Raw genomic sequence first — 25070 nt, 5'->3', positions numbered from 1 at the left:
CCCCGGACCCGCTCCGACCTGCGGATCCGCCCCGCCCGCCGGGCTGTTACTGCCCGACGCGGCCCGGCTGGAGCGACCGCGCGAACAGCACCGTGCCGCCCTCGGCACGCAGCCGGACCGTCAGTTCACCGCTGTCGCCGTCGATGTCGACCTCGCCGAAGTACTGCGGGCTCTCCATCGGCGACAGGTTCGCCCGCTCCGGCGCCCGCACGAAGACCCGGTCCGGGCCGAACGTGCCGTCCAGCTGGTTCGCCGGGAAACCGCCCGCCGCCAGCGGACCCGAGACGAACTCCCAGAACGGCGCGAAGTCCTTGAACGCCGCCCGCTCCGGCGCGTAGTGCTGCGCCGAGGTGTAGTGCACGTCGGCGGTCAGCCACAGCGTGCCGGTGATCCGGCGGTGCTTGATGAACCGCAGCAGCTCCGCGATCTGCAGCTCACGGCCGAGCGGCGCGCCCGGGTCGCCCTGCGCGACGGCCTCGAAGTCGGTGGCGCCGTCGTTCACCACCAGCCCCAGCGGCATGTCGGCGGCCAGCACCTTCCACACCGCGCGCGACCGGCTCAGCTCCCGCTTCAGCCACTCCAACTGCTCGGCGCCCATGATGCCGGTGGTGTCGTCGGGCTGCCGGCCGGGCGAGTTGGCGTTGCGGTACGACCGCATGTCGAGCACGAACACGTCGAGCAGCGGGCCGTAGCGCACCACCCGGTGCATCCGGCCCTCGGAGCGCGACTCGCCCGCGCGCGCGTGCAGCGTGGAGACCGGGAAGTACTCGGCGAAGGCGCGCGAGGCGCGGGCCGCGAGGACGTCGATGTTCTTCTCGGTGTAGCGGACGTCGTCGAGGATCTGACCCGGGTACCAGTTGTTGCGCACCTCGTGGTCGTCCCACTGCACGATCGACGGCACCTGCGCGTTGAACGCGCGCACATTGTGGTCGAGCAGGTTGTAGCGGAAGTTGCCCCGGTACTCGGCGAGCGTCTCGGCGACCTTCGCCTTCTCCGGGGTGGTGACGTTCCGCCAGACCCGCCCGTCCGGGAGGGTCACGGACGGCTGGATGACACCGTCCGCGTAGATGGTGTCGCCGCTGCACAGGAAGAAGTCCGGGTTCAGCCGCCGCATCTCGTCGTACGCGCGGAAACCGCCGATGTCCGGGTTGATGCCCCAGCCCTGGCCCGCGATGTCGCCCGACCACAGGAACCGCACCCCGTCCCGGCGCCGCGCGGGCGCGGTCCGGAAGGTGCCGGTGACCGGCCTGCCGGTACGGCGCGGGTCGTCCGGGTCGGCGAGCACGACCCGGTAGTGGATCTGCTCGCCCGCGGGCAGCCCGCGCAGCGCCGTGGTGCCGGTGAAGTCCGTGCCGGGGCCGATCAGCGGGCCGACGTGCCGGTGCACCCGGCGGAAGGACTCGCCCGACGAGGTCTCCACGATCATCCGGGCCGGGCGGTCGGAGCGGATCCACACCAGCGCCGAGTGCGCGGTCACGTCACCGACCTGCACGCCCCAGTCGGCCGAGGGCCGCCCGGACAGGGCGAACGCCGGGCTCGCGAACGCGCCGCCGCCGACCGTCAGAGCGGCGGCCGAAGCGGCGAGCGAGCCGCGCAGGACGGAGCGGCGGGCGGGAGCCGGGCCGGGGGTGGGCTGGGACATCGAGCGCCTCCAAAGGGATCGGGACAGAGCGGTACGGGGCCGTCGGCGATCGGCCCGACCCACCCCGCGCCCCCATGCCTAGCGGCCGGTGGCGGCTGCCAGCCGAACCCCGTGTGAACAACGGCGGCGCGGGCACCGCCCGTTGGCGACACCCGCTACCCGCCGACGTACTCCGCCGCCACCGCCGCCACCCCGCGCGCGATCTCCGCGGGCGTCAGATGCGCGTACCCGATCACCAGCCGCACCGCCCCGTCCCCGGGCCGCGCCGTGCCGTACTCCTCCAGGGTCCGTACGACGACGCCCGCCGCCCGCGCCCGCGCGAGGAACCGCTCCGGCGGCCCGAAAACGGGCGGCACGCGCGCGATGACGTGCAGACCGGCCGCTATGCCCGACACCTCGGTGCCGGGCAGGTACGTGGTGAGGGCGGCGACCAGGGCGTCCCGGCGGGCCCGGTAGGCCCGCTGGCAGCGGCGCAGCTGGCGGTCGTAGCCGCCGCTCGTCACCAGCCGGGCCAGCACCGCCTGGTCGAGCACCGTGTTGCCGAGGTCCGCCGTCCGCTTGCGCTCCACCACCTCGTCGAGCAGCGCGTCCGGCAGCAGCATCCAGCCCAGCCGGAGCCCGGGGGCCAGCGACTTGCTCACCGAACCCGCGTACACCACCCGCTCCGGGTCGAGCCCCTGCAACGCGCCCACCGGCGCCCGGTCGTACCGGAAGTCGCCGTCGTAGTCGTCCTCCAGGACGAAGCCGTCCACCGCGCGCGCCCAGTCGAGGAGTCCGGCCCTGCGGTGCGCCGCGTACCCGATCCCGGACGGGAACTGGTGCGACGGCGTCACCACCACCGCGCGCACCCCGGACCCGGCCAGCGGCCCCGGTTCGAGACCGTCCGCGTCGACCGGCAGCCACACCGTGTCCAGACCGGTCGCCGCGAACAGCCGGGCGTGCTCGGGACTGCCCGGGTCCTCGACGCCCACCGACGTGTGCCCGCGCGCGCGAAGGGCGTGCCCGAGCAGCGTCGCCGCCTGCGCGACCCCCGAACACACCACCAGACGCTCCGGATCGGCCACCACCCCGCGCCGCCGCGCGAGCAGCGCCGCGAGGGCACCGCGCAGTTCGGGCAGCCCGCGCGGATCCGGGTAGCCGAGCCGCCGGTGCGCCAGCTCGGCGAGCACCACGCGCTGCGCCGCGCCCCAGGCGGCCCTCGGGAACAGCGACAGGTCCGGGGTGCCGGGCCGGAAGTCCACCCGTACCCCCGCGCCCGCGCGATCCGGCGCGCCCGGCGCCAGATCCCGTACCGCAGGAGCCGCCGGGGCCCGCGCCGCGCCGCCCACCCAGGTGCCGGAGCCGCGGCCGCTGCGCAGATAGCCCTCGGCGGTCAGCTGCTCGTACGCCTCGGTCACCAGACCGCGCGACACCCCGAGATCGGCGGCGAGTTCCCGGCTGGACGGCAGCCGGGTCCCGGCCGCGAGCCGCCCGGTGCGCACGGCGTCCCGCAGCGCCTCGCGCAGGGCCCGGCCGCGTCGGCGGGCCGGGGCGGCGGCCGCGGGAAGCAGCAGTTCCCAGGCCGGTCGGCCGTCCATCAGCCCGCCCCTCTCACCGGTGTCCGCAGGAGCGCGAGCGTACCCGGCGCGGCGGGCCCGGACGGCACGCCCGTCGGGCACGCCCGCCGGAGAGCATCCGTCAGAACACGAGGTCGCGCAGCCACCCCACCACGGCGAAGAACCCCACCGCGAGCAGCACGACGACCCCGAGGATCACCACCGTCACCCAGTTCCAGGAGCCCCCGGTGTCCGGGACGTCGTGATCGCGTCCGCCGCCCAACTCCCCGTCGAACCAGTCCATGTGATCCCCTTCCCCCGGGGGACCCGGCCAAGTGGTCCCCGATGACGTCAGACAAGTGGACCTCTTTTCGGGCCCGTCCGGTTCCTAGCGTCGGGGACATGAACGCGAACTCCCCGCGCGGCGTCCTCCTCGTGACCGTCGCCTACGCCCTCGTGGGCGCCTCCTTCACCGCCAACAGCCTGCTCGGCGACTATCCGTACGCGGGCGGCCAGGCGCTCCGCTACGGCGCCGCCTGCCTGCTGCTGCTCCCGCTGATCGGCGGGCGGGCCGCCGCCGGGCCGCTGCGGGCCCTGACCGGACGGCAGTGGGTGCGGATCGGCCTGCTCGCGGCGGTCGGCATGGTCGGCTTCAACCTGGCCGTGCTCGCCGCCGAGCGCACCGCCGAACCCGCGGTCCCCGGCGTTCTGGTGGGCTGCGCCCCGGTGGTCGCCGCGGTCCTGGTGCCGCTGATCGAAGGCCGCAGGCCGACCAGGGCGGTGCTGTACGGGGCGGTGCTCGTCGCCGCCGGGGCGTTCACCGTGCAGGGCTGGGGCCGCACCGACGTGGCCGGACTCGGCTGGTCGGCGGCGGCGCTCGCGGGCGAGGTCGGCTTCACCGTGCTCGCCGTACCGGTGCTGCGGGTGCTCGGCCCGAAGCTCCTGACGGCGGTGGTGTGCGGCGTCGGCGCCGTCGAATCGGCGCTGCTCGCCCTCCTCGTCGACGGCGCCGACGCCCTGCGCGTCCCGACCGCGCCCGAAACCGGCGCCCTTCTGTGGCAGGCGGTGCTCGCCACCGTCTGCGGCTTCGTCCTCTTCTACCAGGGCGTCCAGCGGATCGGCATGGAGCGCGCCACCCTCTTCACCGGCGCCATCCCGGTGGCCGCCGCTCTGACCGCCGCCGCCCTCGGCCACGGCTCCTTCGGCCCGGCCCAGGCGGCGGGCGCCCTCCTGGTGGGCGCGGGCGCGGCCCTGGGCACGGGGCTGTTCGGCGGCGCGGACACGGTCCGCGCCGGATCAGGCGACCGCGCTGCCGTCCAGGATGACCCGGGCGACCAGGGCCGGGTCGTCGTTCATCGGGACGTGGCCCGCGCCGGGGAGGCGGATCAGGCGGGCGGCCGGGATGGTGTGCTTGGCGCGGATGCCCTGGCGGCGCAGGAGGAGGCGGTCGCGGGTGCCCCAGGCGATGGTGACCGGGACGGCGGGGACGTCCTCGTGGAAGCGGACGCCGCCGCCCGCCGCGAGGGTCTGCTCGAAGCCGGTGGCCGTGCGCAGGGACAGCGTCTCGGCGACCGCCGCCTCCGGTGACAGGCGGGCCGGGCGGGCGTAGATGGTGCTGGTGAGGGCGGTGCGGCCGGCCGCGCTGCGGGACAGCCGCTCGATCAGCGGCAGCGGCATGGCCCGCGCGGCGCCCCGCATCGCGCGGAGCGTGGCGAACGCGTACACCCGCTCCGCCTCCGACCAGAATCCGGCGGGGGAGAGCGCGGTCACCGAGCGGACCCGCTTCTCGCGGCCCAGTTCGAGCGCGAGCAGCCCGCCGAGCGAGTTGCCCGCCACATGCGGCCGGTCGATCCCGAGTGCCTCGCAGAACGCGCCGAGCACCGGGGCGACGGTCGCCAGGTCGTACGCCAGCGGCTCGGGCAGCGCGGGGGAGGCGCCGAAGCCCGGCAGGTCCACGGCGATCACGTCGCGCTCGGTGGCGAGGACGTCGAGGACCGGCTCCCACGCCTGCCACAGGTGGCCGATGCCGTGGAGCAGCAGCAACGGTTCGCCGGTGCCGCGCCGCTCGTAGGTCACCGTGACGGTGCGCGGGCCCGCGGTGGACTCCACGGGGAACGAGATCTGTGCGGGCATGGTGGCTCCCTGTCGGTCCGACGGTGGTTCACCGGCTGCTCCCGGCCTCTGCGAGACAGCCTGTCAGCAAGAATTACCCGTGGGTAGAGTCGAGTTCAAGACCTACGACCGCCAGACGTACGACCGCGAGCCATCGCGACGGCACAGGAACGACGGGGAACCCGTGACGACACACGCACCGAACGAGACACCGAACGAGACGCCGCCCACGCCCGGACCGCCGAACGACCCCACCGAAGCCCTCACCGAGGTCTTCGAGCGGCACCGGGGGCTGCTCACCGGCGTCGCCTACCGCATGCTCGGCCGCGCCGCCGACGCCGAGGACGTCGTCCAGGAGGCATGGCTGCGCTGGGCCGCCGCCGACCGCGGCGACATCCGCGAACCCCGCGCCTATCTGGTCCGGGTCACCACCCGGCTCGCCGTCGACCGGCTGCGCCAGGCCCAGACCCGCCGCGAGACCTACGTCGGCCCCTGGCTGCCCGAACCCATCGTCACCGACTTCGGCCCCGCCGTCCCCGACACCGCCGAACGCGCGGTCCTCGCCGACTCCGTCTCGCTCGCCCTGCTCGTCGTCCTCGAATCCCTCTCGCCCCTGGAACGCGCGGTGTTCGTGCTCCGCGAGGCGTTCGGCCTGCCCTTCGCCGAGATCGCCGAGACCCTCGACCGTGCCGAGCCCGCCGTCCGGCAGCTCGCCGCCCGGGCCCGCAAGCACGTCGACGAGGGCCGCCCCCGCTACGACGTCGACCCGGTCCAACAGCGGGACCTCACCGAGCGGTTCCTCGCCGCCGCGTCCGGCGGCGACCTGGCGGGCATGCTCGCCCTGCTCAGCCCCGACGTGCGGCTGGTACCGGACAGCGGCGGCAAGTCCAAGGCCCCGCTGCGCGTCCTGCTCACCCCGGACAAGGTCGGTCGCTTCCTGGTCGCCGTCGGCCAGGACGCCGACGAGACCTACGCGTTCCGCTTCGCCGAGATCAACGGCGCCCCGGCGCTCGTGGCCCTCGTCGACGGACGGATCGACTCCGTCTTCCAGGTGGAGGTACGGGACGGCCGCATCGTCTGCCTCTACATCCTGCGCAACCCCGACAAACTGGCCCTCCTCGCCCTGGACCGGCCCCAGTCCACCTGACCCGGCACCCCTGACAGCCCGACCCGGCGCCGCACACCCAAGGCCCCGCCCCGGAAGCCCAGCCTCCGGCGCGGGGCCTTCGGCATGCCCGATCGGTGGCCAGGACAGGGACATTGCTGCGCAGGGCACACGCGCACGCGAACGTCCTGTGAACGATCTAGGTCAGAGGGCCATATTCGGGGCCGTTCGACGGAGGATTGGTCTTGACCAAGGGTGTGGGTCGGCCTATGGTCGCAGTGTTAGTGCAGGAACCTTTAATAAACAAGGGCGCGGAAAACGCCGCGGGACACGGCGAATGTGCGGAGGATTCAGGGTGGGGACCACGCAGCTGGAAGCGGCACCGGAGCCGAAGTACTGGCACCTGAAGACCGTGATCGGTGAAGCACTCGACTCGGACTTCACGGTCGGCGAGGTGCTGCCCAACGAGCGCGACCTGGCCGCCAGATTCGGCGTCGCCCGCGCCACCCTCCGGCAGGCCCTGGAGCAGCTGGAGCTCGAAGGCCGGCTGCAGCGCCGCCGCGGCGTCGGCACCACCGTCGCCCCGCCGCGCGTCGGCGTCGACGTCTCCACCACCCAGCACAGCTGGCCCGGCATGGGCGAGGACGGCTGGCAGTCCGTCGACCGCGCCGCCGACGCGGCCCCGGCCGCCGTCGCCCGGCTCCTCGAACTCGCCCCCGGCGAGCAGGTGCACGTCGTCCGGCGGCTGCGCGTCACCGACGGCCAGACCGTCGCCGCCGAACTCCTCTACGTGCCCGCCGGATCGGTTCCCGCGCTCACCGACGCCGACGCCCCCGACCCGGTCGGAACGGCCACGCACGCGCGTGGTGTGCTCCGTGAGCTCGGGCGGCTCGCGCTCGAAGGCCAGGACCGGTCCGTCGAGCTCGGCTCGGCCCGCGCAGACGACGCCAAGGAGCTCGACCGGCTGCCCGGCGCCCCGGTGCTCGTCGTCACCACCCGCTACCTCTCCGCGGGCCGCACCGCCGCTGTCGCCGTGGCCACCTACCGCGCCGACACCTGCCGGCTCACCTTCGGCGACTCCGGCGACCTCGCGATGGCCTCCTGACCTCCGCCGCACCCCCGCGTATGTGAAGGGCCCCGGGCATCTTGCCCGGGGCCCTTCACATACGGCACACCGCTGCCGCGAACGTCACCGCCGCGCCGACACCGTGCCGTCCACCGCGAACAACTGCTCCTCCACATGGTCGAGCGCCAGCCGCAGCGCGCCCGTGCCCACCGCCGCCTCGCCGAGCAGCGACAGCGCCACCCGGGGCGGGCGCAGACAGAACCGGGCCAACTCCTCGCGCAGCGGCTGCAGCACGCCGTCGAGACCGGCCGCCCAGCCGCCGATCACCACCAGCTCCGGATCGAGCGCCAGGACCAGCGCCGCCACGTCGTGCACGAGCCGCTGGATGAACCGCTCCACCGCCGCCTCGGCCGCCGCGTCGCCCTGCCGGGCCAGCGCGAACACCTCGGCCACCGCCTGCTCGTCCAGCGGATGCAGCGGCTCGTCCGTCCGCGACAGCAGATGCTCCGGAGTGACCCCGCGCCCCAGCAGGTGCAGCGCGCCGATCTCGCCCGCCGCGCCGCCGTACCCCCGGTGCAGCCGCCCGCCGATCAGCGAACCGGCCCCCGGGCTCAGCCCGGCGAGCACGAACACGATGTCGTCGGAATCCGTCGCCGCGCCCTTCCAGTGCTCGGCCACGGCCGCCGCGTTGGCGTCGTTCTCCACGATCACCGGGCAGCGGAACGACCGGCGCAGCCGCTCGCCGAGGGCCAGGCCGGTCCAGCCGGGCAGCGCCGTGCCGAGCCGTACCGTGCCGTCCGCCTCCACGATCCCCGGCGTGCCGACGCCGACCGCGCGCAGATTGGACCGGGGCACCCCGGTCCTGCGCAGCACATCGGCGACCACCGCACGCACCCGGTCGAGCCGCTCGTCCTCCGGGGCGGCCTCGTCGACCTCGCGCGAACCGGCCCCGATGATCCGGCCGTCCAGGCCGGAGATCAGCGCGGCGACCCGGTGCGGGCCGATCTCGATCCCCAGCAGATGCCCGGCCTCCGCCCGGAAGCGGAACCTCCGGGCGGGCCTGCCCTGCCGCCGGGCCTCGCCCTCCTCGGGCGCCGACTCGACGACGAGACCGCCCTCGATCAGCCCCTCGGTGACGCCCTCGACCGTCGGCCGGGAAAGCCCGGTCACCCGGGTCAGATCCGTCAGGGTCAGCGCGTCGGAGCCCCGCAGCGCATGGAGTACCACCGCGGAATTGATCCGCCGCAGCAGCGACGGATCCCCGCCGGTCAGCCGCCCCACCGTGTGCCTCCCAGCTCGTGCGCCTCTTTGGCCGGATGTTACTCAATGGACGGGGGCGCGGCGAGTGCCGCCCAGGACGGATTTCCCCAGGTCGCGGGCCGGATGGCCGGTACGGACCCGGTCAGATCGGCGTGAGCGCGACTGACGGGTCACCAATTGTCGGTGCCCGGCGCTTTACTGGACCCATGACCACTCTGGCACGGCACGTCGCCGCACTCGACCTGCTGCGCGGGCGCCCGTTCCGCGACGGCGGGCACCACCTCGCCGAGTTAGCCCCGGCCGACCCCTCCGAGGAGCAGGCGGAAGCGGAGCGGACCGCGCTCGGCGGCCTCCTCACCGGCCGCTGGGGACCCCCGCAGCACCTCGGCCTCGGCTCGATCCCGCTGCGGGCGGCCCGCGGCGAGCACATACCCCGGCCCTGGGACCTGCTGGGCGACGCCGTGCCGGACATCGAGCTGTGGCGCGCCGAAGGCCGCTGGATAGCCCTCGGGGTCGTACGGACCGCGCAGGACGAGCACCGGATCCTGGTCTGCGTCACCACCGTCGACCCGCCCTGAGCCGCCACCCCGCTGCCGTACGCCACCGGCCCCCGGCAGGCCCTGGATGGCCGGCCCCGGATGGCCCGCGCCGGAGGATCCGCCCCGCTCAGCGGTCGGTACGCAGATCCGGCAGACCCGCCGCCTCCCGCAGCCGCCCGTACTCCTCGGCCATCGTCGCCGCCGTCCAGTGCGCGTTCAGCCCGCTCGGATTCGGCAGCGCCCAGATCCGGGTGACCCCCGAAGGCCCCTCGATCGTCCGCTCCTGCGGCCCGATCACCGCCTTGGGCTCGCCGAAGGCCGTGCGGTACGCCGTGACGCCGACGACCGCGAGCCAGCGCGGCCCCAGCGCGCGCACCTTCCCGGTCAGGATCCGGCCACCCTCCCGGTACTCCTCGGCGCTCAGCTCGTCGGCCCGCGCGGTCGCCCGCGCCACCACATTGGTGATGCCGAGGCCGTACGAGAGCAACTCGTCCTGCTCGGCGGGCGCCAGCAGCCGTGGGGTGAAGCCGGACAGCTGGAGCACCGGCCAGAAACGGTTGCCGGGGCGGGCGAAGTGGTGGCCGGTCGCCGCCGTCATCAGACCCGGATTGATCCCGCAGAAGAGAACCGAAAGGCCACCCGCGACCGCCACGTCGGGGACGAGGCGGTCACGAGCGGCCTGGAGTTCCTCCCGCGTGAAACGCGGGGAACCGGCGGACCGGGGGGTCCGGGTCAGAGGATCGCCCCGGGGGTGTAACCGGCGGCCTCCGGGTACCGCTTGGCGATCTCGTCGATCCGCGCGACCACCGTGGCCACCTGGGCCGACGCGGCACCCGTGAACGACAGCTTGTCGGCCATCAGCGCGTCGAGCTGCGCCCGGTCCAGCGGGATCCGCTCGTCGGCGGCCAGCTTGTCCAGGAGCTCGTTGCGCTCGGCGCCCTGCTCGCGCATCGCGAGCGCGGCGGCCACCGCGTTCTCCTTGATGGCCTCGTGCGCGACCTCACGGCCGACCCCGGCCCGCACCGCGCCCATCAGGACCTTGGTGGTCGCCAGGAACGGCAGGTAGCGGTCCAGCTCGCGGGCGACGACGGCCGGGAACGCGCCGAACTCGTCGAGCACCGTCAGGAAGGTCTCCAGGAGACCGTCGAAGGCGAAGAAGGCGTCCGGCAGCGCGACCCGGCGGACCACGGAGCAGGACACGTCGCCCTCGTTCCACTGGTCACCGGCCAGCTCGCCGGTCATCGACGCGTAGCCGCGCAGGATGACCATCAGGCCGTTCACGCGCTCGCAGGAGCGGGTGTTCATCTTGTGCGGCATCGCCGAGGAGCCGACCTGGCCCGGCTTGAAGCCCTCGGTGACCAGCTCGTGCCCGGCCATCAGGCGGATCGTCTTGGCGAGCGAGGACGGGGCGGCGGCCAGCTGCACCAGGGTGGTCAGCACGTCGTAGTCGAGCGAGCGCGGGTAGACCTGGCCGACCGAGGTGAAGGCGTGCGCGAAGCCGAGGTGACCGGCGATCCTGCGCTCCAGCTCGTCCAGCTTGCCCGCGTCGCCGCCGAGCAGGTCCAGCATGTCCTGCGCGGTGCCGACCGGGCCCTTGATGCCGCGCAGCGGGTAGCGGCCGAGCAGCTCCTCAAGCCGGGTGTAGGCGGCCAGCAGCTCGTCGGCGCCGGTCGCGAACCGCTTGCCGAGGGTGGTGGCCTGGGCGGCGACGTTGTGCGAACGGCCCGCCATGACCAGCTCCGCGTACTCGGCGGACAGCTTGCCGAGCCGGGCCAGGACGGCGACCGTACGGTCCCGCATCAGCTCCAGGGAGAGCCGGATCTGCAGCTGCTCGACGTTCTCGGTGAGGTCGCGCGAGGTCATGCCCTTGTGCACGTGCTCATGACCGGCGAGGGCGTTGAACTCCTCGATCCGGGCCTTCACATCGTGCCGGGTGACCTTCTCGCGCTCGGCGATGGACGCCAGGTCGACCTGGTCCACCACCCGCTCGTAGTCGGCGAGCGCCGCGTCCGGCACCTCGATCCCGAGGTCCTTCTGGGCACGCAGCACGGCGAGCCACAGCCGGCGCTCCAGCTTCACCTTCTGCTCGGGGGACCAGAGCACGGCGAGCTCCGCCGAGGCGTAGCGGCCGGCCAGGACATTGGGGATGCGGGGCTTCGCAGTCGCAGCAGTCACGTGTCCAGATTCTACTGGCGGTTTCTGCAGGCCAGCGCCAGGGTCCGGACTGGAGCTTGCTACGAGACCCAGCTCACGCCCGGCCGCCCGCCGCTAGCCGCCGGCCGCCAGGGCCGTGCGGCCCCCGGCCCGCCGCGTCCCCCCCGGCCGGAGTCGGACGCGGTCGGCCGGAGTCGGCTCAGCGGCCCTCCGGGACCTCGGTCCGTTCGTACGGCAGCAGCTCCGGGCGCTTCGCCGGGCGGCCGTCGCCCGACGACCGTCCGGTCAGCCGACGGCCGATCCACGGGCCCAGGTGCTGCTTCGCGAAACGGGCGTCGGCGACCCGCCGGGTCGACCAGCCGGGCTGCGGGGCCGGGCCGAGCGGGGCGCGCCAGTCGTCCTCGGCGGGCAGGCCGAGGGTCTGCCAGACCGCCTCCGCCACCCGCCGGTGGCCTTCGCCGGTCAGATGCAGCCGGTCGACGTCCCAGAGCCGCTGGTCCCCGAGCACCGGGGCGCCGTACAGGTCGACCACCAGAGCGCCGTGCCGGGCGGCGAGCTCGTCCACGTACCCGAAGAGCTCCTCCATGCGCGGCCGGAACCGGTCGAGCACCGGGCCGTTGCGGCCCGGGCTGCGCATCAGGACCAGCTGCCCGCAGGCCGGGGCGAGGCGCTCCACCGCCTCGCCGAGCAGGGCACGCACCCGGCCCATGTCGCACTTCGGGCGGAGGGTGTCGTTGAGCCCGCCGACCAGTGTGGCGATGTCCGCTTTCATGGCCGCCGCGGGCTCGATCTGCTCGTCGACGATCTGCCCGATGAGCTTGCCGCGTACGGCCAGATTGGCGTAGCGGAAGCCGGGCGCGCGGGCGGCGAGACGGCCCGCGAGGACGTCGGCCCAGCCCCGGTAGGAACCGTCGGGCCGCAGATCCGACATACCCTCGGTGAAGCTGTCGCCCACGGCGACAAGACTGGTGTACGTGGCATTGATCTCCATGGCCCAGCGATCGTACCGCGCGGTATGGCCGCGGCGCCGAGCGGAGACCCGGGAGGGGAAACCCATGAGCGAGGCGCTGCTGAGTGCGCTGACCGAGGCGCTGGCCGAGCTGGTGACGGCGGTCGGGACCGCCGACGAGGAGGTCCTCGACCCCGGCACCGGGACGGCCTGGCGGGCGAGGACCGCGCGGGTCCTCGACCGGCTGCCCGCCGCCGACCGGCGCACCCTCGACCGGCTGCTCCAGGAGGCCGCGCTGCGCCGCCCGGGCGGGCCCCGGCCCGCGGACCTGCTCAAGGCCCCCGCCGGAGGCGGCCTCACCGACCCGCACGACGCCCACCGGCACGCCCGGCGCCTCGACCTCGTCGCCGCGCACGTCGACCGGCTGCTCGCCCTCGTCCGTACCGCCGACCCGGCGACGCCGGTGCCCAGCCGCCCCGGCTGGACCCTCGCCGACCTGGTCGAGCACCACGGCACCACCCACCGCTGGACCGAGCACCTGGTCCGCACCCGGGCCACCACCCGGGTGCTTGCCCGTGACGTGCCGCTCGGTCTGCCGGCCGACCCCGCCGAGCGCCCCGACTGGCTGGCCGCGAGCGCCGCCACCGCGCTTGCCGCGCTGCGCGCCGCCGATCCGGGCGCCCCGCTCTGGTCGTACGGCGCCGACCCGCACGTGCGGTTCTTCGCCCGCAGGCTGCTGTTCGAGGGCGTGGTCCACGTCGCCGACGCCGAGCTGGCGCTCGGCCGCCCGGTCGGGCCGATCGACCCGGGCACGGCCGCCGACGGCATCGAGGAGCTCCTGGAGAACCTGCCGTACTTCGGCTGGGCCGCCGAGCCGGTCGCCCAGCTCGACCGGGACGGCGCCGTCGTCCGCTTCCTCGCCACCGACACCGGGGCCGGCTGGACCCTCACCCTCGGCGGCGGCGGTTTCGCCTGGCGGCGGGCCGCCGACGGCGCGGCGACGGTGACCGTCGAGGGAGCCGTCGCCGACCTGCTGCTCCTGCTCCACGGCCGGTACCGGGCCGACGCGCCGCGCTTCACGGTGACCGGGGACCGTACGGTCCTCGACGCCTGGCTGACCGCCACGGCCGTCTGACAGAGCGGGGCAGGGCAGGGCGAGACAGCACAAGACAGGGCAGGGCAGAACAAGGGGAAGGGCCCCGGACACGAGCGGTGTCCGGGGCCCTGCTTCGAACGGTGGCGCACGGTGGCGCACGGTGGCGCACGGAGGCGCACGGTGGCGCACGGAGGCGCACGGAGACGTACGGAGGCGTACGCGCCGGGGATCAGGCGGCCGGTCGGCCCACCAGCTCCCGCAGCACGTCCTCCATCGTCACCAGACCGGCGAGCTTGCCGTCCTCGTCGATGACGGCCGCCAGATGGGTACGGCTGCGCCGCATCGCCGTCAGGACGTCGTCCATCGGCGTCGCCGCCCGTACCCGGGCGATCGGCCGCATCGCCGCCACCGGTATCGGCAGATCGCGCGGGGTCACGTCGAGCGCGTCCTTCACGTGCAGGTAGCCGAGGATCCGCTGTCCCTCGTCCACCACCGGGAAGCGGGAGAAGCCGGAGCGCGCCGACAGCGCCTCCAACTCCTCCGGAGTGGTGCCCACGTGCGCGTAGACGACCTTCTCGACCGGCATCACGACGTCGCGCACCGGGCGCCTGCCCAGTTCGAGGGCGTCGTGCAGCCGCTCGGCGGCCCGGTCGTCGAGCAGTCCGGCGTCACCGGCGTCGGTGACCATCCGGGCCAGTTCGTCGTCCGAGAACGTGGCCGCGACCTCGTCCTTGGCCTCCACCCGCAGCAGCCGCAGGATCGCGTTGGCGAACGCGTTGATCGTGAAGATCACCGGGCGCAGGGTGCGCGCCAGGGTCACCAGCGGCGGGCCGAGCAGCAGCGCGGTACGGGTCGGCTCGGCGAGCGCGATGTTCTTCGGGACCATCTCGCCGAGCAGCATGTGCAGATAGGTGGCCACGGTCAGCGCGATCACGAACGAGATCGGGTGCACCAGGCCGTGCGGCACGCCGACCGCGTCGAAGACCGGTTCGAGCAGATGGGCGATGGCGGGCTCGGCCACGATGCCGAGCACCAGGGTGCACAGCGTGATGCCGAGCTGGGCCGCCGCGAGCAGCGCGGAGACGTGCTCAAGACCCCAGACGACGCTGCGGGCCCGGCGGTCACCGGCCTCCGCGAGCGGTTCGATCTGGCTGCGGCGCACCGAGATCAGCGCGAACTCGGCGCCGACGAAGAAGGCGTTCACGACCAGGGTGGCCAGGCCGATCAGCAGCTGGATCATGATCATCGGTTGGCCTCCCCGTCCTTGGTCTCGTCCTTGCCGTCACTGTCACCGTCACCGTCGCCGGGCAGTGGCGCGTGCAGCAGCACCCGGGCCGCCCGGCGGCCGGAGGCGTCGACCACGTCGAGCCGCCAGCCGGCCAGCTCCACCGCGTCGCCGACGACCGGGATCCGGCCGAGCTCGGTGGCGAGCACGCCCGCCAGCGTCTCGTACGGGCCTTCCGGCACCCGCAGGCCGATCGCCTCCAGCTGGTCCGTACGGGCCGCGCCGTCCGCCGACCACAGCGCGCGGCCGTCGGTGTCCTGGCCCGCCGGGGCCAGGTCCGAGGTCTCGTGCGGGTCGTGCTCGTCGCGCACCTCGCCGACGACCTCCTCGACGATGTCCTCCAGGGTCGCGACCCCGGCCGTGCCGCCGTACTCGTCGATGACCACGGCCATCGTCTGCTTCCCGGACAGCCGGTCGAGCAGCCGGTCCACGGTCAGGCTCTCCGGCACCAGCAGCGGCTCGCGCAGGATGTCGCCGACCGAGCGGCGCGGGCGCTCGTCGGCCGGTATCGCCAGCACGTCCTTGACGTGCGCGATGCCGACCACCGAGTCCAGGTTGCCGCGGTACACCGGGAACCGGCTCAGACCGGTCGCCCGGGTCGCGTTCAGCACGTCCTCGGCGGTGGCGTGCGCCTCCAGGGCGGTGACCTGGACCCGCGGGGTCATCACGTTCTCCGCGGTCAGCTCCGCGAGGTTGAGGGTGCGCACGAACAGCTCGGCGGTGTCCGCCTCCAGGGCGCCCTCCTTCGCCGAGTGCCGGGCGAGCGCCACCAGCTCCTGCGGGGAGCGGGCCGAGGCCAGCTCCTCCGTGGGCTCCATGCCAAGGCGGCGCAGGATCCGGTTGGCCGTGTTGTTGAGGTGGCTGATCAGCGGCTTGAACGCGGCGGTGAAGATCCGCTGCGGGGTCGCGACCACCTTGGCGACGGCCAGCGGGGACGAGATCGCCCAGTTCTTCGGGACCAGCTCGCCGACGACCATCAGGACGACGGTCGACAGGGCGGTGCCGAGCACCAGGGCCACCGACGAGGCCACCGAGGGGGAGAGGCCGAGGGCCTCGACCGGGCCGCGGATCAGCTTGGCGATGGACGGCTCGGAGAGCATGCCCACGACCAGGTTGGTGACGGTGATGCCGAGCTGGGCGCCGGAGAGCTGGAAGGTGAGCGACTTGACCGCCTTCATCGCCCCGGCCGCGCCGCGCTCGCCGCGCTCGACGGCCTCTTCGAGCTCGCCGCGCTGGACGGTGGTCAGCGAGAACTCGGCCGCCACGAACGCGCCGCAGGCGAGCGAGAGCAGCAGCGCCACCACCAGGAGCAGTACCTCGGTCATCGATTCACCTCCGTCCCCGGGTGATTCCCATGATCAGTCAGGGGAGGAAGGACCGCGCGATGTCGGCTTCGGGAACGGCTACTGGGAGGCTCGCCCATGGGCGGACGCTCACACCTTTCGGTCGTATGTCGGTCGTGGATCGGTCGGATGCCGGTCGTACGCGGAGATGATCGGGTACGTCGGTCACTGCGTGTCCATGGTAAAGGACGGGCAAAGCGGGGTGGTCGAGGCCCCGGACGGGGTTTGGTGCGGAGGGGCCCGGCCCCGCCGCCGGTCCTCAGGCGCCGGTCCGGGTCTCCCGCGGCCCCAGCGGCTTCACCCAGCGCGACCATTGGTCCTCCTGGTGGTACGCGGCGGCCCGCCACGCCGACCGGCCGCGCTCGTTGGCGTCCAGGACCATCGCGTCGGCGCGCCGCCCGCCGAGACCGACGAATCGTTCCTCCGCCGCGTCGAGCAGGGCGCCGCCGATGCCGAGCCGACGGTGGCCCGGATGGACGGCGAGCCGGTAGAGGTGGCAGCGCCAGCCGTCGAAGCCCGCGATGACCGTGCCGACCAGCGCGTCCGCCCGTTCCGCGAGGAGCAGCGCCCCGGGGTCGCGGTCCAGGAGCCGGGCCACGCCCGCCGGGTCGTCGCTGATGCTGGTGCCCTCGGCGGCGTCGCGCCAGAAGGCGAGCACCGCCTCGATGTCGGCCGCCGCGGCGGCCCGTATCCGAAGATCGTCCATGACGGCGATCCCATCATCGGCGGCCCGGGACCGTCGACCGTGTTTCGGCTGACGGACGCGGTACGGCGACACGGCGCGGTACGGCGACACGGCGCGGTACGGGGGCGTGGCGGACGCGGCACGAGCACGGGCCCCGTCACCCGGTGACGAAGCAGAACTCGTTGCCCTCCGGATCCAGCATCACCTGGAACGAGCCCTGCTCGTCCGTCACGATCCCGCCGGACCGCACCGCGCCGAGCGGCAGCGCCTCGTCCGCCGCCGCCGACGGGTCGGCCACCGCCAGGTCCAGGTGCAGCCGGTTCTTCACCGCCTTGCCCTCCGGCACGCGCTGGAAGGCGACCCGTACGAACTCCGGCGGATCGACGTACGACCAGTCCGGGCCGCGGTCCACCGGCTCCCCGCCGAGCAGCGCCGTCCAGAACCGCACCAGGGCGGCCGGGTCGGCGCAGTCGAACACGATCTCCTGAACACGTGCGCGCATGGGGGCAGCGTAGATCAGCGGGCCCCCGCCGCACCGGCCCCCGTCGCACCGGACTCCGCCGCCCTCGCCGGGGGCGCGAAGCGCTCGGCGAAGCCCGCCGCGTCCCAGCCGCCGCCGAGCGCCGGGGCCAGCCAGCCGGGCGCCGCCGCCCGGAACGCCTCCGGCGCCAGCGCGCCCGCGCCCGCCGGGACCGCGCCGAGCAGCGGGGCGTCCGCCGCCGTCGGGAGGTCGGCCAGGTTGCAGCGGGCGGCCAGGTCGGGCGCGTCCGGCCAGCTGCCCACCACCACGCCGGACTGCTCGATCCCGCGCGCCCGCAGCGCCTCGGCGGTGAGCGCGGTCGAGTTGAGCGTGCCGAGCCCGGCGGGCACCACCACCACGACCGGTGCGCCGAGCAGCGCGGCGACGTCCGCGAGCGTGCCGCCCGCCTCGTCGAACCGTACGAGCAGCCCGCCCGCGCCCTCCACGAGCACCAGGTCGTGCTCCTCGGCCAGCTTCCGCGCCGCGTCGGCGACCTCGTCCGGCCGGACCGGCGCCATCCCGGCCCGCCGGGCGGCCGTACCGGGCGCGAGCGGCTCGGGGAACCGGGCCAGCTCGGTGCCGGTCACGGCGCCGGAGAGCCGTACCGCCTCGTCGGCGTCACCGGTCTCGTCCGGCCGCAGACCGGTCTGCGCGGGCTTGAGCACGGCGACCCGCAGTCCCGCGGCGGTCGCGGTGGCGGCGAGCGCGGCGGTGACCACGGTCTTGCCGATCTCGGTGCCGGTGCCGGTGACGACGAGCACGGTCATGGGAGGAAGCGCCTTTCCTGGAAGGGGGGTTGAGGTGAGGGGAGTGGGCGGTGCGCGAGGCCCAGGGACGGGGCGGGGTTGTGACGGGGGCCCTAGCGGGGCCCCCGTCAGGGCCCGGCTACCCCGCCCGGGCCGCCGCGAGCACCGCCCGGCAGATCCGGGCCACGTCCTCGTCGCCCGTGACGAACGGCGGCATCGTGTAGATCAGGTCCCGGAACGGGCGCAGCCAGACGCCCTCCGCGACCGCCGCCCGGGTCGCCGCCGCCATGTCGACCGGGTGGTCGAGCTGGACCACGCCGATCGCGCCGAACACCCGGACGTCCGCGACGCCCGGCAGCCCCTCGGCGGCGGCCAGGCCGGACCTGAGGCCCGCCTCGATCCGCTTGACCTCTTGCCGCCAGTCCTGGCCGAGCAGCAGGTCGATCGAGGCGAGCGCGACCGCCGAGGCCAGCGGGTTGCCCATGAAGGTGGGGCCGTGCGCGAGCACCGGCACGTCACCGCGCGAGATGCCGTCGGCGACCCGGCCGGTGCACAGGGTGGCCGCCATCGACAGATAGCCGCCGGTCAACGCCTTGCCCACGCACATCACATCGGGCGAGACCCCGGCGTGGTCCGCCGCGAACAGTTCGCCGGTGCGGCCGAAGCCGGTCGCGATCTCGTCGAAGACGAGCAGCACGTCGTGCGCGTCGCACGCCTCCCGCAGCACCCGCAGGTACCACGGGCTGTGGAAGCGCATGCCGCCCGCGCCCTGCACCACCGGCTCCACGATCACCGCGGCGAGCTCGTCGGCGTGCTCCGCGATCGCGGCGCGCAGCCGCTCCGCGTACGCCTCCTCGTACCCGACCGGAGGCGCGTCCACGAACACCTGCGGCTGCAGCACGCCCGCCCACAACTCGTGCATCCCGCCCTCGGGATCGCACACGGACATCGGCTGCCAGGTGTCCCCGTGGTAGCCGCCGCGCCAGGTCAGCAGCCGCCGCTTGGCCGGCCGGCCGAGCGAACGCCAGTACTGCAGACACATCTTGGCGGCGACCTCGACCGACACCGACCCGGAGTCGCTGAGGAAGACGTGCCGCAGCGGCTCCGGGGTGATCTCCACCAGGCGCGCGGCGAGCCGCACCGCCGGTTCGTGGGTGAGTCCGCCGAACATGACGTGGCTCATCCGGTCGAGCTGGCCGCGCGCGGCCTCGTTGAGCACCGGGTGGTTGTAGCCGTGCACGGCCGACCACCAGGAGGACATGCCGTCGATCAACTCGTCCTGGCCCTCGACGGGTTCGGCGAGCCGGAGCCGCACCCCGGACGCGGACGCGACGACCAGCGGGTCGGTGCGGCCGGGCATCGGGCCGTACGGATGCCAGACGTGCGCCCGGTCCAGGGCGAGGAGTTCGGAGTTACGCATTCGGCGCGAGGTCCGTACCGGCGCCCCGACGGCGCACCGCGACCAGATCCGTGCGCGCTCCGTCGGCGCCCGGCGCGGCGGCCTGCTCCGGCACCGGCTCGGAGCCGGTCACCGCGGCAGCGCCGCCGCCGCACGGGCCGCAGCCGCCGCCCGCACCGGCGTGCGAGCCGCAACCGCCGCCGGACTCCGCCGCCGCGTGCGAGCCGCAGCCGCCCGCCGCCGGGGCACCGGCCGCGCCCGCGGCCGCCGCCAGGTCGGCCCGGTGCGCCGGGAGCGTGGTGGTGCCCGCGCCCTCCACCTCGAAGCCCGCGTCCGCGATCATGTCGAGGTCGGCCTGCCCGGCCTGGCCCTCGCTGGTCAGGTAGTCGCCCAGGAAGATGGAGTTGGCGATGTTCAGGGCCAGCGGCTGCATGGTGCGCAGATGCACCTCACGGCCGCCCGCGATCCGCACCTCGACGTCGGGGCAGACGAACCGCACCATCGCCAGGATCCGCAGACAGCGCTGCGGGGTGAGGTTCCACTCCTTGGCGAGCGGCGTGCCCTCGAACGGGATGAGGAAGTTGACCGGCACCGAGTCCGAGTCCAGCTCGCGCAGCGCGAACACCACGTCGACCAGGTCCTCGTCGCGCTCGCCCATGCCCGCGATCAGCCCGGAGCACGCGGAAAGGCCCGCCCCGTGCGCCTTCCGCACCGTGTCCACCCGGTCCGCGTAGGTGTGGGTGGTCGTGATGTCCCCGTACGTCCCCTCGGACGTGTTGAGGTTGTGGTTGTACGCGTCGGCGCCGGCGTCCTTCAGCCGCTCCGCCTGGCCGTCCGAGAGCAGACCGAGGCAGGCGCAGACCTCCACGCCCTCGTTCTGCTCCTTGATGGCCTCGATGGTCCTGCCGACCCGCTCCACGTCCCGGTCGGTCGGGCCGCGCCCGCTCGCCACCAGGCAGACCCGCTTGGCGCCGCCCGCGACGCCCGCCGCGGCGGCGGCCGACGCCTCGTCCGGCTTCAGCCAGGAGTACTTGAGGATCCCGGCGGTCGAACCGAGCCGCTGCGAACAGTAGGAGCAGTCCTCGGGGCAGAGCCCGGACTTCAGGTTGACGAGATAGTTGAGCTTCACCCGCCGCCCGAACCACTGGCGGCGCACCTTGCCGGCAGCGCTCACCACATCGAGCAGGTCGTCGTCGGAGGTCGCCAGCACGGCGAGCGCTTCTTCACGGGTCGGCGACTCGCGCCGCAGCCCCTTCTCCACCAGCGTCTTCAGCAGGTCCATAAGCGCTGATCCTGGCCTACCGCGCACCCCCTGGCCAAGGAGGAACCGAACAAACGGCTGCGAATGAGGTGTGTGCATGGCCACACCCTTGTCGTGGCGGCTTGCCGTTAGGGTCTGTGCGCTGCCTACAAAAGGATCCGCATATGCCGTCGTACGCCGAGGACCTGCCGGAGACCGGCCCGGACACCGGCGGGAACGCCGGTCAGGACACGGATCCGCGGCTGGCCGCGTTCGCCTGGACCGAGACGGCCGCCCGGCGGCGCGCCGCGGCCGGACTGGTCCGCACGCTGCGGCCGCGAGCCGCCGAGTCCGACCTGCTCGACCTCGCGGGCAACGACTACCTCGGCCTCACCCGGCGCCCCGAGATCACCGAGGCGGCCGCCGCCGCGGCGCTGCGCTGGGGCGCCGGCGCCACCGGCTCGCGCCTGGTGACCGGCTCCACCCGGCTGCACGCGCGCCTGGAACGCGAACTCGCCGAGTTCTGCGGCTTCGAGGCCGCCCTGGTCTTCTCCTCCGGGTACGCGGCCAACCTGGCGGCGCTGACCGCGCTGTCCGACCGGGACGGGATCGTCGTCTCCGACGCGGGCAACCACGCCTCGATCGTGGACGGCTGCCGCCTCGCCAGGGCCGAGACCGCCATCGTCCCGCACGCCGACCCGGCCGCCGTCGCCAAGACCCTCGCCGCCCATCCCGGCCGCCGGGCCCTGGTGGTCAGCGACTCGGTGTTCTCGGTGGACGGCGACCAGGCGCCGCTCGGCGCCCTCGCGGCGGCCTGCCGGGCGCACGGCGCGGCCCTGGTCGTGGACGACGCCCACGGCTTCGGGGTGCTCGGCGACGGCGGGCGCGGCGCGGTGCACGCGGCGGGCCTCGCGGGCGCGCCCGACGTGGTGGCGACACTGACCCTGTCCAAGTCCCTGGGCAGCCAGGGCGGCGCGGTGCTCGGCCCGGCCCGGGTGATCGAGCACCTGGTCAACGCCGCCCGCACCTTCATCTTCGACACCGGTCTCGCCCCGGCCGCGGCGGGCGGCGCGCTCGCCGCGCTGCGCCTGATCGCCGCCGAACCCGGCCTGGCCGGACGGGCCCGTACGGTCGCGAGCACCCTGCACCGGCGGCTCACCGAGGCCGGGCTCACCGCCGTACGGCCCGACGCGGCCGTCGTCTCGGTGCGCGCCCCCGGCCCGGCCGAGGCGCTGCGCTGGGCCGCCGACTGCCGGGAACTCGGCCTCGGCGTGGGCTGCTTCCGGCCGCCGTCGGTGCCCGACGGCATCTCCCGGCTGCGGCTCACCGCCCGCGCCGACCTCACCGGTGCGGAGATCGAGCGGGCGGTCGCGACGATCGTGCGGACGGCGCCGGAGGGCGCCCGCTGAGCCGGGCGGCGTCCGGCCCCTCGGGCCGGGCCGGTTGTCAGTGGGGCTCGCTAGCTTGATCGCATGAGTTCTTCGCTGAGCGTGTATCTGATCGATCCCAAGGCGGCCCGGGCCCTGGTGGGTTCCGGCGACCAGTCGCTGCTCGACGTGGTCCGGGAGAACTTCGCGGCGGACCTGGCGTCGGACGACGACTGGTTCTCCGCGGAGATCGAGGACGGCGCGCCCACCGCGTTCGAGGCGCTGACCGCGGTGGTGCGGGGCGGGCCCTTCGAGGCGGCGCGGCACCACTCCTTCCCGTACGGCTACGCGTACAAGCGGCTGTGCTCGCTCACCGGTTCCTTCCTCGACAACTCGGCGTTCTCGCCGTTCCGCGGTGACTGGCTGGAGGTCGTCGACGAGGGTCTGACGGCGCTGCGGATCACGGCGGTGTCGGTGGCCGAGTTCGGCTACGGAGGCGGGCTTCCGCAGCCGATACCGCGGGACGACCTGCCGCGCTGCGGCGAGTGGACCCACGAGCAGTGCCTGGCGGCACTGGAGCAGTTCGAGCGGACGAAGGAGGCCGGGCACGCGCCGCCGCTCGACCCCGAGGTGGTGGCGGCCGTGCGGGACGTGACGGGCTGGCTGCGGCACGCGGCGGCGCGGCCGGGCTTCGGGGTGATCGGCTTCGTCTCATGAGCGGGGCGCTGCGCCGGACGGCGGGCCGACGCCCGGGAGTCCCCGACCGGTGCGGGCAGGAACGATCCGGTCGCCCGTCGGACGCTTCACCGCTTCGGGCGACAGATATCCGTATATCTGGTGGATCGCCTCCCGCGGGCCCGGCATCGGTGGCAGTCTGACGCGCAGTGCAGTCCGGGCGTCGCCCGGTGGGAAAGGGACGGCGTCGCCATGGCAGACCTCCAGGAAGCAACCGTCACGCTGCCGAGCGACCCCGCGTCGGTCTCCGTCGCGCGGCGGTACGTCGCGGAGGTGCTGTCCTCCTGGGGCCTCGGTGACGCGACCGGTCTGGCGGACACGATCCGGCTGATCGTGTCGGAACTGGCGACCAACGCCGTACAGCACACCTTCGGGCAGTCGCCCACCTTCACGGTCGACCTGCGTCTGGAGGAGGACGAGCGGCTGCGGATCGGGGTGACCGACAGTCACCCGCGCTGGCCGCAGCGGCTGCCGGCCGCCGTCCAGCAGGACAACGGGCGCGGGATGGTGATCATCCGCTCGCTCGCGGCGGAGGCGGGCGGCAGGCTGTCCGTGACGCCGACCCCGGAGGGCGGCAAGACGGTGTGGATCGCGCTGCCGTGGCGGGCCGTGGTGCCGAGCTGACCGCAGCACCGGACAAGGCGCCCGGACGTGTAGGGCCCGGAGGCTTGGGGCCCGGAGGCCCGGGGGCCCGGGGGCCCGGCGGCCGGGTGCTCCTGGGACGGGAGCAGCGGGCCACCGGGCGTCCCGGTGGACGGAGCGGGTCAGCGGACCCGGCCGTAGTAGACCTTCGACGACCAGATCCGCTCCAGCTTCACCCAGGAACCCGTCTTGGGGGAGTGCCAGATCTTGTTGTCACCCGCGTAGATACCGACGTGGTAGACCCTCCCGCCGGAGTGGAAGAAGACCAGGTCCCCCTTCTGCCTGCTGCCCGACGAGATGTGCCGGGTCTTGTTGTACTGCTGCTGCGCGGTGCGGGGCAGCGTCTTGCCCGCCTTCTTGTACGAGTAGAGCGTGAGCCCCGAGCAGTCGAACCTGGTGGGTCCGGCCGCGCCGTACTTGTAGGGCGATCCCTTCTTCGAGGCCGCGATGTTCAGCGCCTTGTTCGCGTAGGACGTGGCGGCCTGGGCCTCCGGCGCCGCTCCTGGGGCGAGCAGCGTGCCGCCGACGGCGGCGAGGGTGAGAGCCGAGACGGCTCCGGCCCGGGACAGCAGGGACGGGACATGTTTCTGCGCAGTCATGCGCAACCCTTCGTCAGCCGCCTGCGAAGGATGACCTGTCGGGTTCGGGCTGGCGAAGTTGCCCGGCCGCTCGCACGGCTTCACCCCGAGGAACGTCCGCACTGCTCGGACGTCCCGTACTGCTCGGGTCCTCCACTCCTGCCGATCCACTCCTGTCGACCAGTCGTCCGGGACGGCGGCAGGACTCGGCGTCCGCCCGGACCGCCCCGCCGTGGGTGGCGGGGGCTTGTCGTCGACGAGGATCTTGACCCACGGGCAGGGCGAAATCCGAGCTGAAACGGCGATATGTGAGGCTCCTCACGACTGATCCATTCGAGTGGACAGTCAGGTTTCGCGATCTTCGGAGGTTTGGCCGACGAGCCTCCCACCAGCGGCGGAACGCAATATTCCGCCAAATGCGTCTACCTGTTGCGCAACTCTCGGGGATCCTCTGTCGACAGATCGACTACACCGAACGGGGGAGGGAATCTGCCGCTCCGGTGCTCCGTGTGGACCTCGACACGACACGCGTGACTGTCAACTGGCCCTGACTTCGCGGAGGGTGACCCGGTCCGATCGGCGGGCTCCGTCCAACACCCTGAGCGCACGCGCCAATGCCTCCGCGTGGACCTCGCTCTCGCCCCGCAGACGCATGAGGGTGAGCGCGTCCCGCAGGGCCGATGCGCGCCCGACCAGGGCCTGGGCCGCCCGGAGCGCCCCATAGGTATGCGAGCTCCTGGATGGATTGATCCGCCCGAGCAGGTCGACGACTTCGAGGTGGGCGTCGACGAACTCGCCCTCGGCGCGGGTCAACGCGGGCAGCGGCGGGCGCGTCGAGCACCGTCGTACGGCTCAGCTCGGCGTCGATCAGAGCGCGGTCCCGGCCGGTGTGCCCGGCGAGCAGCCCGATGGCCAGCTCCCGCTGGCGCGGCAATTCCCCGGCCTGGATGCCGAGATCGCTGTGCCGGCCCCGCAACGGCTCGTCGAGCGACGGCTCCTGGAGCACGATCCGGGCGCCCGGCAGGGCGAGGCGCCGCCCCGGGGTGCCGGCCGCGAGCAGCACGATCCGCTC

24 protein-coding genes, 2 pseudogenes and 1 riboswitch are annotated in these 25070 nt (G+C 74.1%); of the genes and pseudogenes, 8 read left to right on the top strand and 18 right to left on the bottom strand.

Features of this window, described 5'->3' with window-relative positions; genetic code table 11:
- Positions 1-46 precede the first annotated feature (46 nt).
- From ACIPXM_RS28870 to ACIPXM_RS28860, 3 genes are all read right to left on the bottom strand, one after another.
- Positions 47-1642 (bottom strand): alkaline phosphatase D family protein, encoded by a 1596-nt coding sequence (locus ACIPXM_RS28870; protein ID WP_401661283.1) that lies wholly within the window; start codon positions 1640-1642, stop codon positions 47-49.
- Positions 1643-1797: 155 nt separating this feature from the next.
- Positions 1798-3219, bottom strand: a complete 1422-nt coding sequence (locus ACIPXM_RS28865; protein ID WP_401661281.1) for a PLP-dependent aminotransferase family protein — start codon at positions 3217-3219, stop codon at positions 1798-1800.
- 100 nt (positions 3220-3319) lie between these two features.
- Positions 3320-3481: a hypothetical protein gene (locus ACIPXM_RS28860; RefSeq protein WP_401661278.1), complete on the bottom strand. Its 162-nt coding sequence runs from the start codon at positions 3479-3481 to the stop codon at positions 3320-3322.
- Positions 3482-3522: 41 nt separating this feature from the next.
- On the opposite strand from ACIPXM_RS28860, the pseudogene ACIPXM_RS28855 reads away from it, so the two are divergent.
- A pseudogene (locus ACIPXM_RS28855) lies at positions 3523-4419 on the top strand (DMT family transporter); the annotation flags it as partial.
- 54 nt (positions 4420-4473) lie between these two features.
- Here ACIPXM_RS28855 and ACIPXM_RS28850 read toward each other — a convergent pair.
- Positions 4474-5310, bottom strand: a complete 837-nt coding sequence (locus ACIPXM_RS28850) for an alpha/beta fold hydrolase (RefSeq protein WP_401661275.1) — start codon at positions 5308-5310, stop codon at positions 4474-4476.
- 163 nt (positions 5311-5473) lie between these two features.
- On the opposite strand from ACIPXM_RS28850, the gene sigJ reads away from it, so the two are divergent.
- Positions 5474-6436 (top strand): RNA polymerase sigma factor SigJ, encoded by a 963-nt coding sequence (sigJ, locus tag ACIPXM_RS28845; protein ID WP_401661273.1) that lies wholly within the window; start codon positions 5474-5476, stop codon positions 6434-6436.
- A gap of 313 nt (positions 6437-6749) precedes the next feature.
- Complete coding sequence (locus tag ACIPXM_RS28840; RefSeq protein WP_401661271.1) at positions 6750-7499, top strand: GntR family transcriptional regulator; 750 nt, start codon at positions 6750-6752, stop codon at positions 7497-7499.
- Between the two features lie 84 nt (positions 7500-7583).
- Here the strand turns inward: ACIPXM_RS28840 and ACIPXM_RS28835 are convergent, their stop codons facing one another.
- Positions 7584-8741, bottom strand: coding sequence for an ROK family transcriptional regulator (locus tag ACIPXM_RS28835; protein WP_401661269.1), 1158 nt, complete (start codon positions 8739-8741; stop codon positions 7584-7586).
- Between the two features lie 185 nt (positions 8742-8926).
- Here ACIPXM_RS28835 and ACIPXM_RS28830 point away from each other — a divergent pair, with 185 nt between their 5' ends.
- Positions 8927-9298: a hypothetical protein gene (locus ACIPXM_RS28830; protein WP_401661267.1), complete on the top strand. Its 372-nt coding sequence runs from the start codon at positions 8927-8929 to the stop codon at positions 9296-9298.
- A gap of 88 nt (positions 9299-9386) precedes the next feature.
- Here ACIPXM_RS28830 and mug read toward each other — a convergent pair whose 3' ends face one another.
- The 3 genes from mug to ACIPXM_RS28815 all read right to left on the bottom strand — a co-directional run bounded on the left by mug (position 9387) and on the right by ACIPXM_RS28815 (position 12404).
- Positions 9387-9911, bottom strand: coding sequence for a G/U mismatch-specific DNA glycosylase (mug, locus tag ACIPXM_RS28825; protein WP_401661264.1), 525 nt, complete (start codon positions 9909-9911; stop codon positions 9387-9389).
- Between the two features lie 80 nt (positions 9912-9991).
- Positions 9992-11434 carry an adenylosuccinate lyase gene (gene purB / locus ACIPXM_RS28820; RefSeq protein WP_401661261.1) on the bottom strand — a complete coding sequence of 481 codons (1443 nt, stop codon included), beginning with the start codon at positions 11432-11434 and terminating at the stop codon, positions 9992-9994.
- A 178-nt stretch (positions 11435-11612) separates the two neighbouring features.
- A complete protein-coding gene (locus tag ACIPXM_RS28815) occupies positions 11613-12404 on the bottom strand; it encodes an SGNH/GDSL hydrolase family protein (RefSeq protein WP_401661258.1) in 792 nt (263 codons plus the stop codon).
- A gap of 64 nt (positions 12405-12468) precedes the next feature.
- Between ACIPXM_RS28815 and ACIPXM_RS28810 the strand changes: the two genes are divergently transcribed.
- Positions 12469-13497, top strand: a complete 1029-nt coding sequence (locus ACIPXM_RS28810) for a maleylpyruvate isomerase N-terminal domain-containing protein (protein WP_401661255.1) — start codon at positions 12469-12471, stop codon at positions 13495-13497.
- Positions 13498-13687: 190 nt separating this feature from the next.
- On the opposite strand, the gene ACIPXM_RS28805 is transcribed toward ACIPXM_RS28810, so the two are convergent.
- From ACIPXM_RS28805 to bioB, 7 genes are all read right to left on the bottom strand, one after another.
- Positions 13688-14704 carry a hemolysin family protein gene (locus ACIPXM_RS28805; RefSeq protein WP_401661252.1) on the bottom strand — a complete coding sequence of 339 codons (1017 nt, stop codon included), beginning with the start codon at positions 14702-14704 and terminating at the stop codon, positions 13688-13690.
- Positions 14701-16068 (bottom strand): hemolysin family protein, encoded by a 1368-nt coding sequence (locus ACIPXM_RS28800; RefSeq protein WP_401661250.1) that lies wholly within the window; start codon positions 16066-16068, stop codon positions 14701-14703. Before ACIPXM_RS28800 ends, ACIPXM_RS28805 begins: the two co-directional genes overlap by 4 nt.
- Positions 16069-16345: 277 nt before the next feature.
- Positions 16346-16792 (bottom strand): GNAT family N-acetyltransferase, encoded by a 447-nt coding sequence (locus ACIPXM_RS28795; RefSeq protein ID WP_401661247.1) that lies wholly within the window; start codon positions 16790-16792, stop codon positions 16346-16348.
- 136 nt (positions 16793-16928) lie between these two features.
- Positions 16929-17273 carry a VOC family protein gene (locus ACIPXM_RS28790; protein ID WP_401661244.1) on the bottom strand — a complete coding sequence of 115 codons (345 nt, stop codon included), beginning with the start codon at positions 17271-17273 and terminating at the stop codon, positions 16929-16931.
- Positions 17274-17287: 14 nt separating this feature from the next.
- Complete coding sequence (gene bioD / locus ACIPXM_RS28785; RefSeq protein ID WP_401661241.1) at positions 17288-18058, bottom strand: dethiobiotin synthase; 771 nt, start codon at positions 18056-18058, stop codon at positions 17288-17290.
- 118 nt (positions 18059-18176) lie between these two features.
- A complete protein-coding gene (locus tag ACIPXM_RS28780) occupies positions 18177-19457 on the bottom strand; it encodes an adenosylmethionine--8-amino-7-oxononanoate transaminase (RefSeq protein ID WP_401661239.1) in 1281 nt (426 codons plus the stop codon).
- Positions 19450-20718, bottom strand: coding sequence for a biotin synthase BioB (gene bioB, locus ACIPXM_RS28775; RefSeq protein WP_401661237.1), 1269 nt, complete (start codon positions 20716-20718; stop codon positions 19450-19452). The genes ACIPXM_RS28780 and bioB overlap by 8 nt, the downstream gene beginning before the upstream one ends.
- Before the next feature lie 143 nt (positions 20719-20861).
- On the opposite strand from bioB, the gene ACIPXM_RS28770 reads away from it, so the two are divergent.
- From ACIPXM_RS28770 to ACIPXM_RS28760, 3 genes are all read left to right on the top strand, one after another.
- On the top strand, positions 20862-22085 hold the full coding sequence (locus ACIPXM_RS28770; RefSeq protein ID WP_401661234.1) for an 8-amino-7-oxononanoate synthase: 1224 nt from the start codon (positions 20862-20864) through the stop codon (positions 22083-22085).
- Between the two features lie 63 nt (positions 22086-22148).
- Positions 22149-22760, top strand: coding sequence for a hypothetical protein (locus tag ACIPXM_RS28765; protein WP_401661232.1), 612 nt, complete (start codon positions 22149-22151; stop codon positions 22758-22760).
- Positions 22761-22970: 210 nt separating this feature from the next.
- Positions 22971-23402 carry an ATP-binding protein gene (locus ACIPXM_RS28760; RefSeq protein ID WP_401661229.1) on the top strand — a complete coding sequence of 144 codons (432 nt, stop codon included), beginning with the start codon at positions 22971-22973 and terminating at the stop codon, positions 23400-23402.
- Between the two features lie 140 nt (positions 23403-23542).
- On the opposite strand, the gene ACIPXM_RS28755 is transcribed toward ACIPXM_RS28760, so the two are convergent.
- From ACIPXM_RS28755 to ACIPXM_RS28745, 3 genes and pseudogenes are all read right to left on the bottom strand, one after another.
- Complete coding sequence (locus tag ACIPXM_RS28755) at positions 23543-24019, bottom strand: C40 family peptidase (protein WP_401661227.1); 477 nt, start codon at positions 24017-24019, stop codon at positions 23543-23545.
- A 3-nt stretch (positions 24020-24022) separates the two neighbouring features.
- Positions 24023-24220: riboswitch (cyclic di-AMP (ydaO/yuaA leader) on the bottom strand.
- Between the two features lie 315 nt (positions 24221-24535).
- Positions 24536-24820, bottom strand: coding sequence for a hypothetical protein (locus ACIPXM_RS28750; RefSeq protein WP_401661445.1), 285 nt, complete (start codon positions 24818-24820; stop codon positions 24536-24538).
- A 55-nt stretch (positions 24821-24875) separates the two neighbouring features.
- Positions 24876-25004, bottom strand: a pseudogene (locus ACIPXM_RS28745) (ATP-dependent Clp protease proteolytic subunit); the annotation flags it as partial.
- Positions 25005-25070: the final 66 nt, after the last annotated feature.

Origin of the sequence: Streptomyces sp. NPDC090025, assembly GCF_044748125.1 — a bacterium.
Taxonomy (GTDB): Bacteria; Actinomycetota; Actinomycetes; order Streptomycetales; family Streptomycetaceae; genus Streptomyces.
The sequence above is the reverse complement of the archived record's forward strand: the minus strand, read 5'-3'. Positions and strand labels throughout refer to the sequence as shown.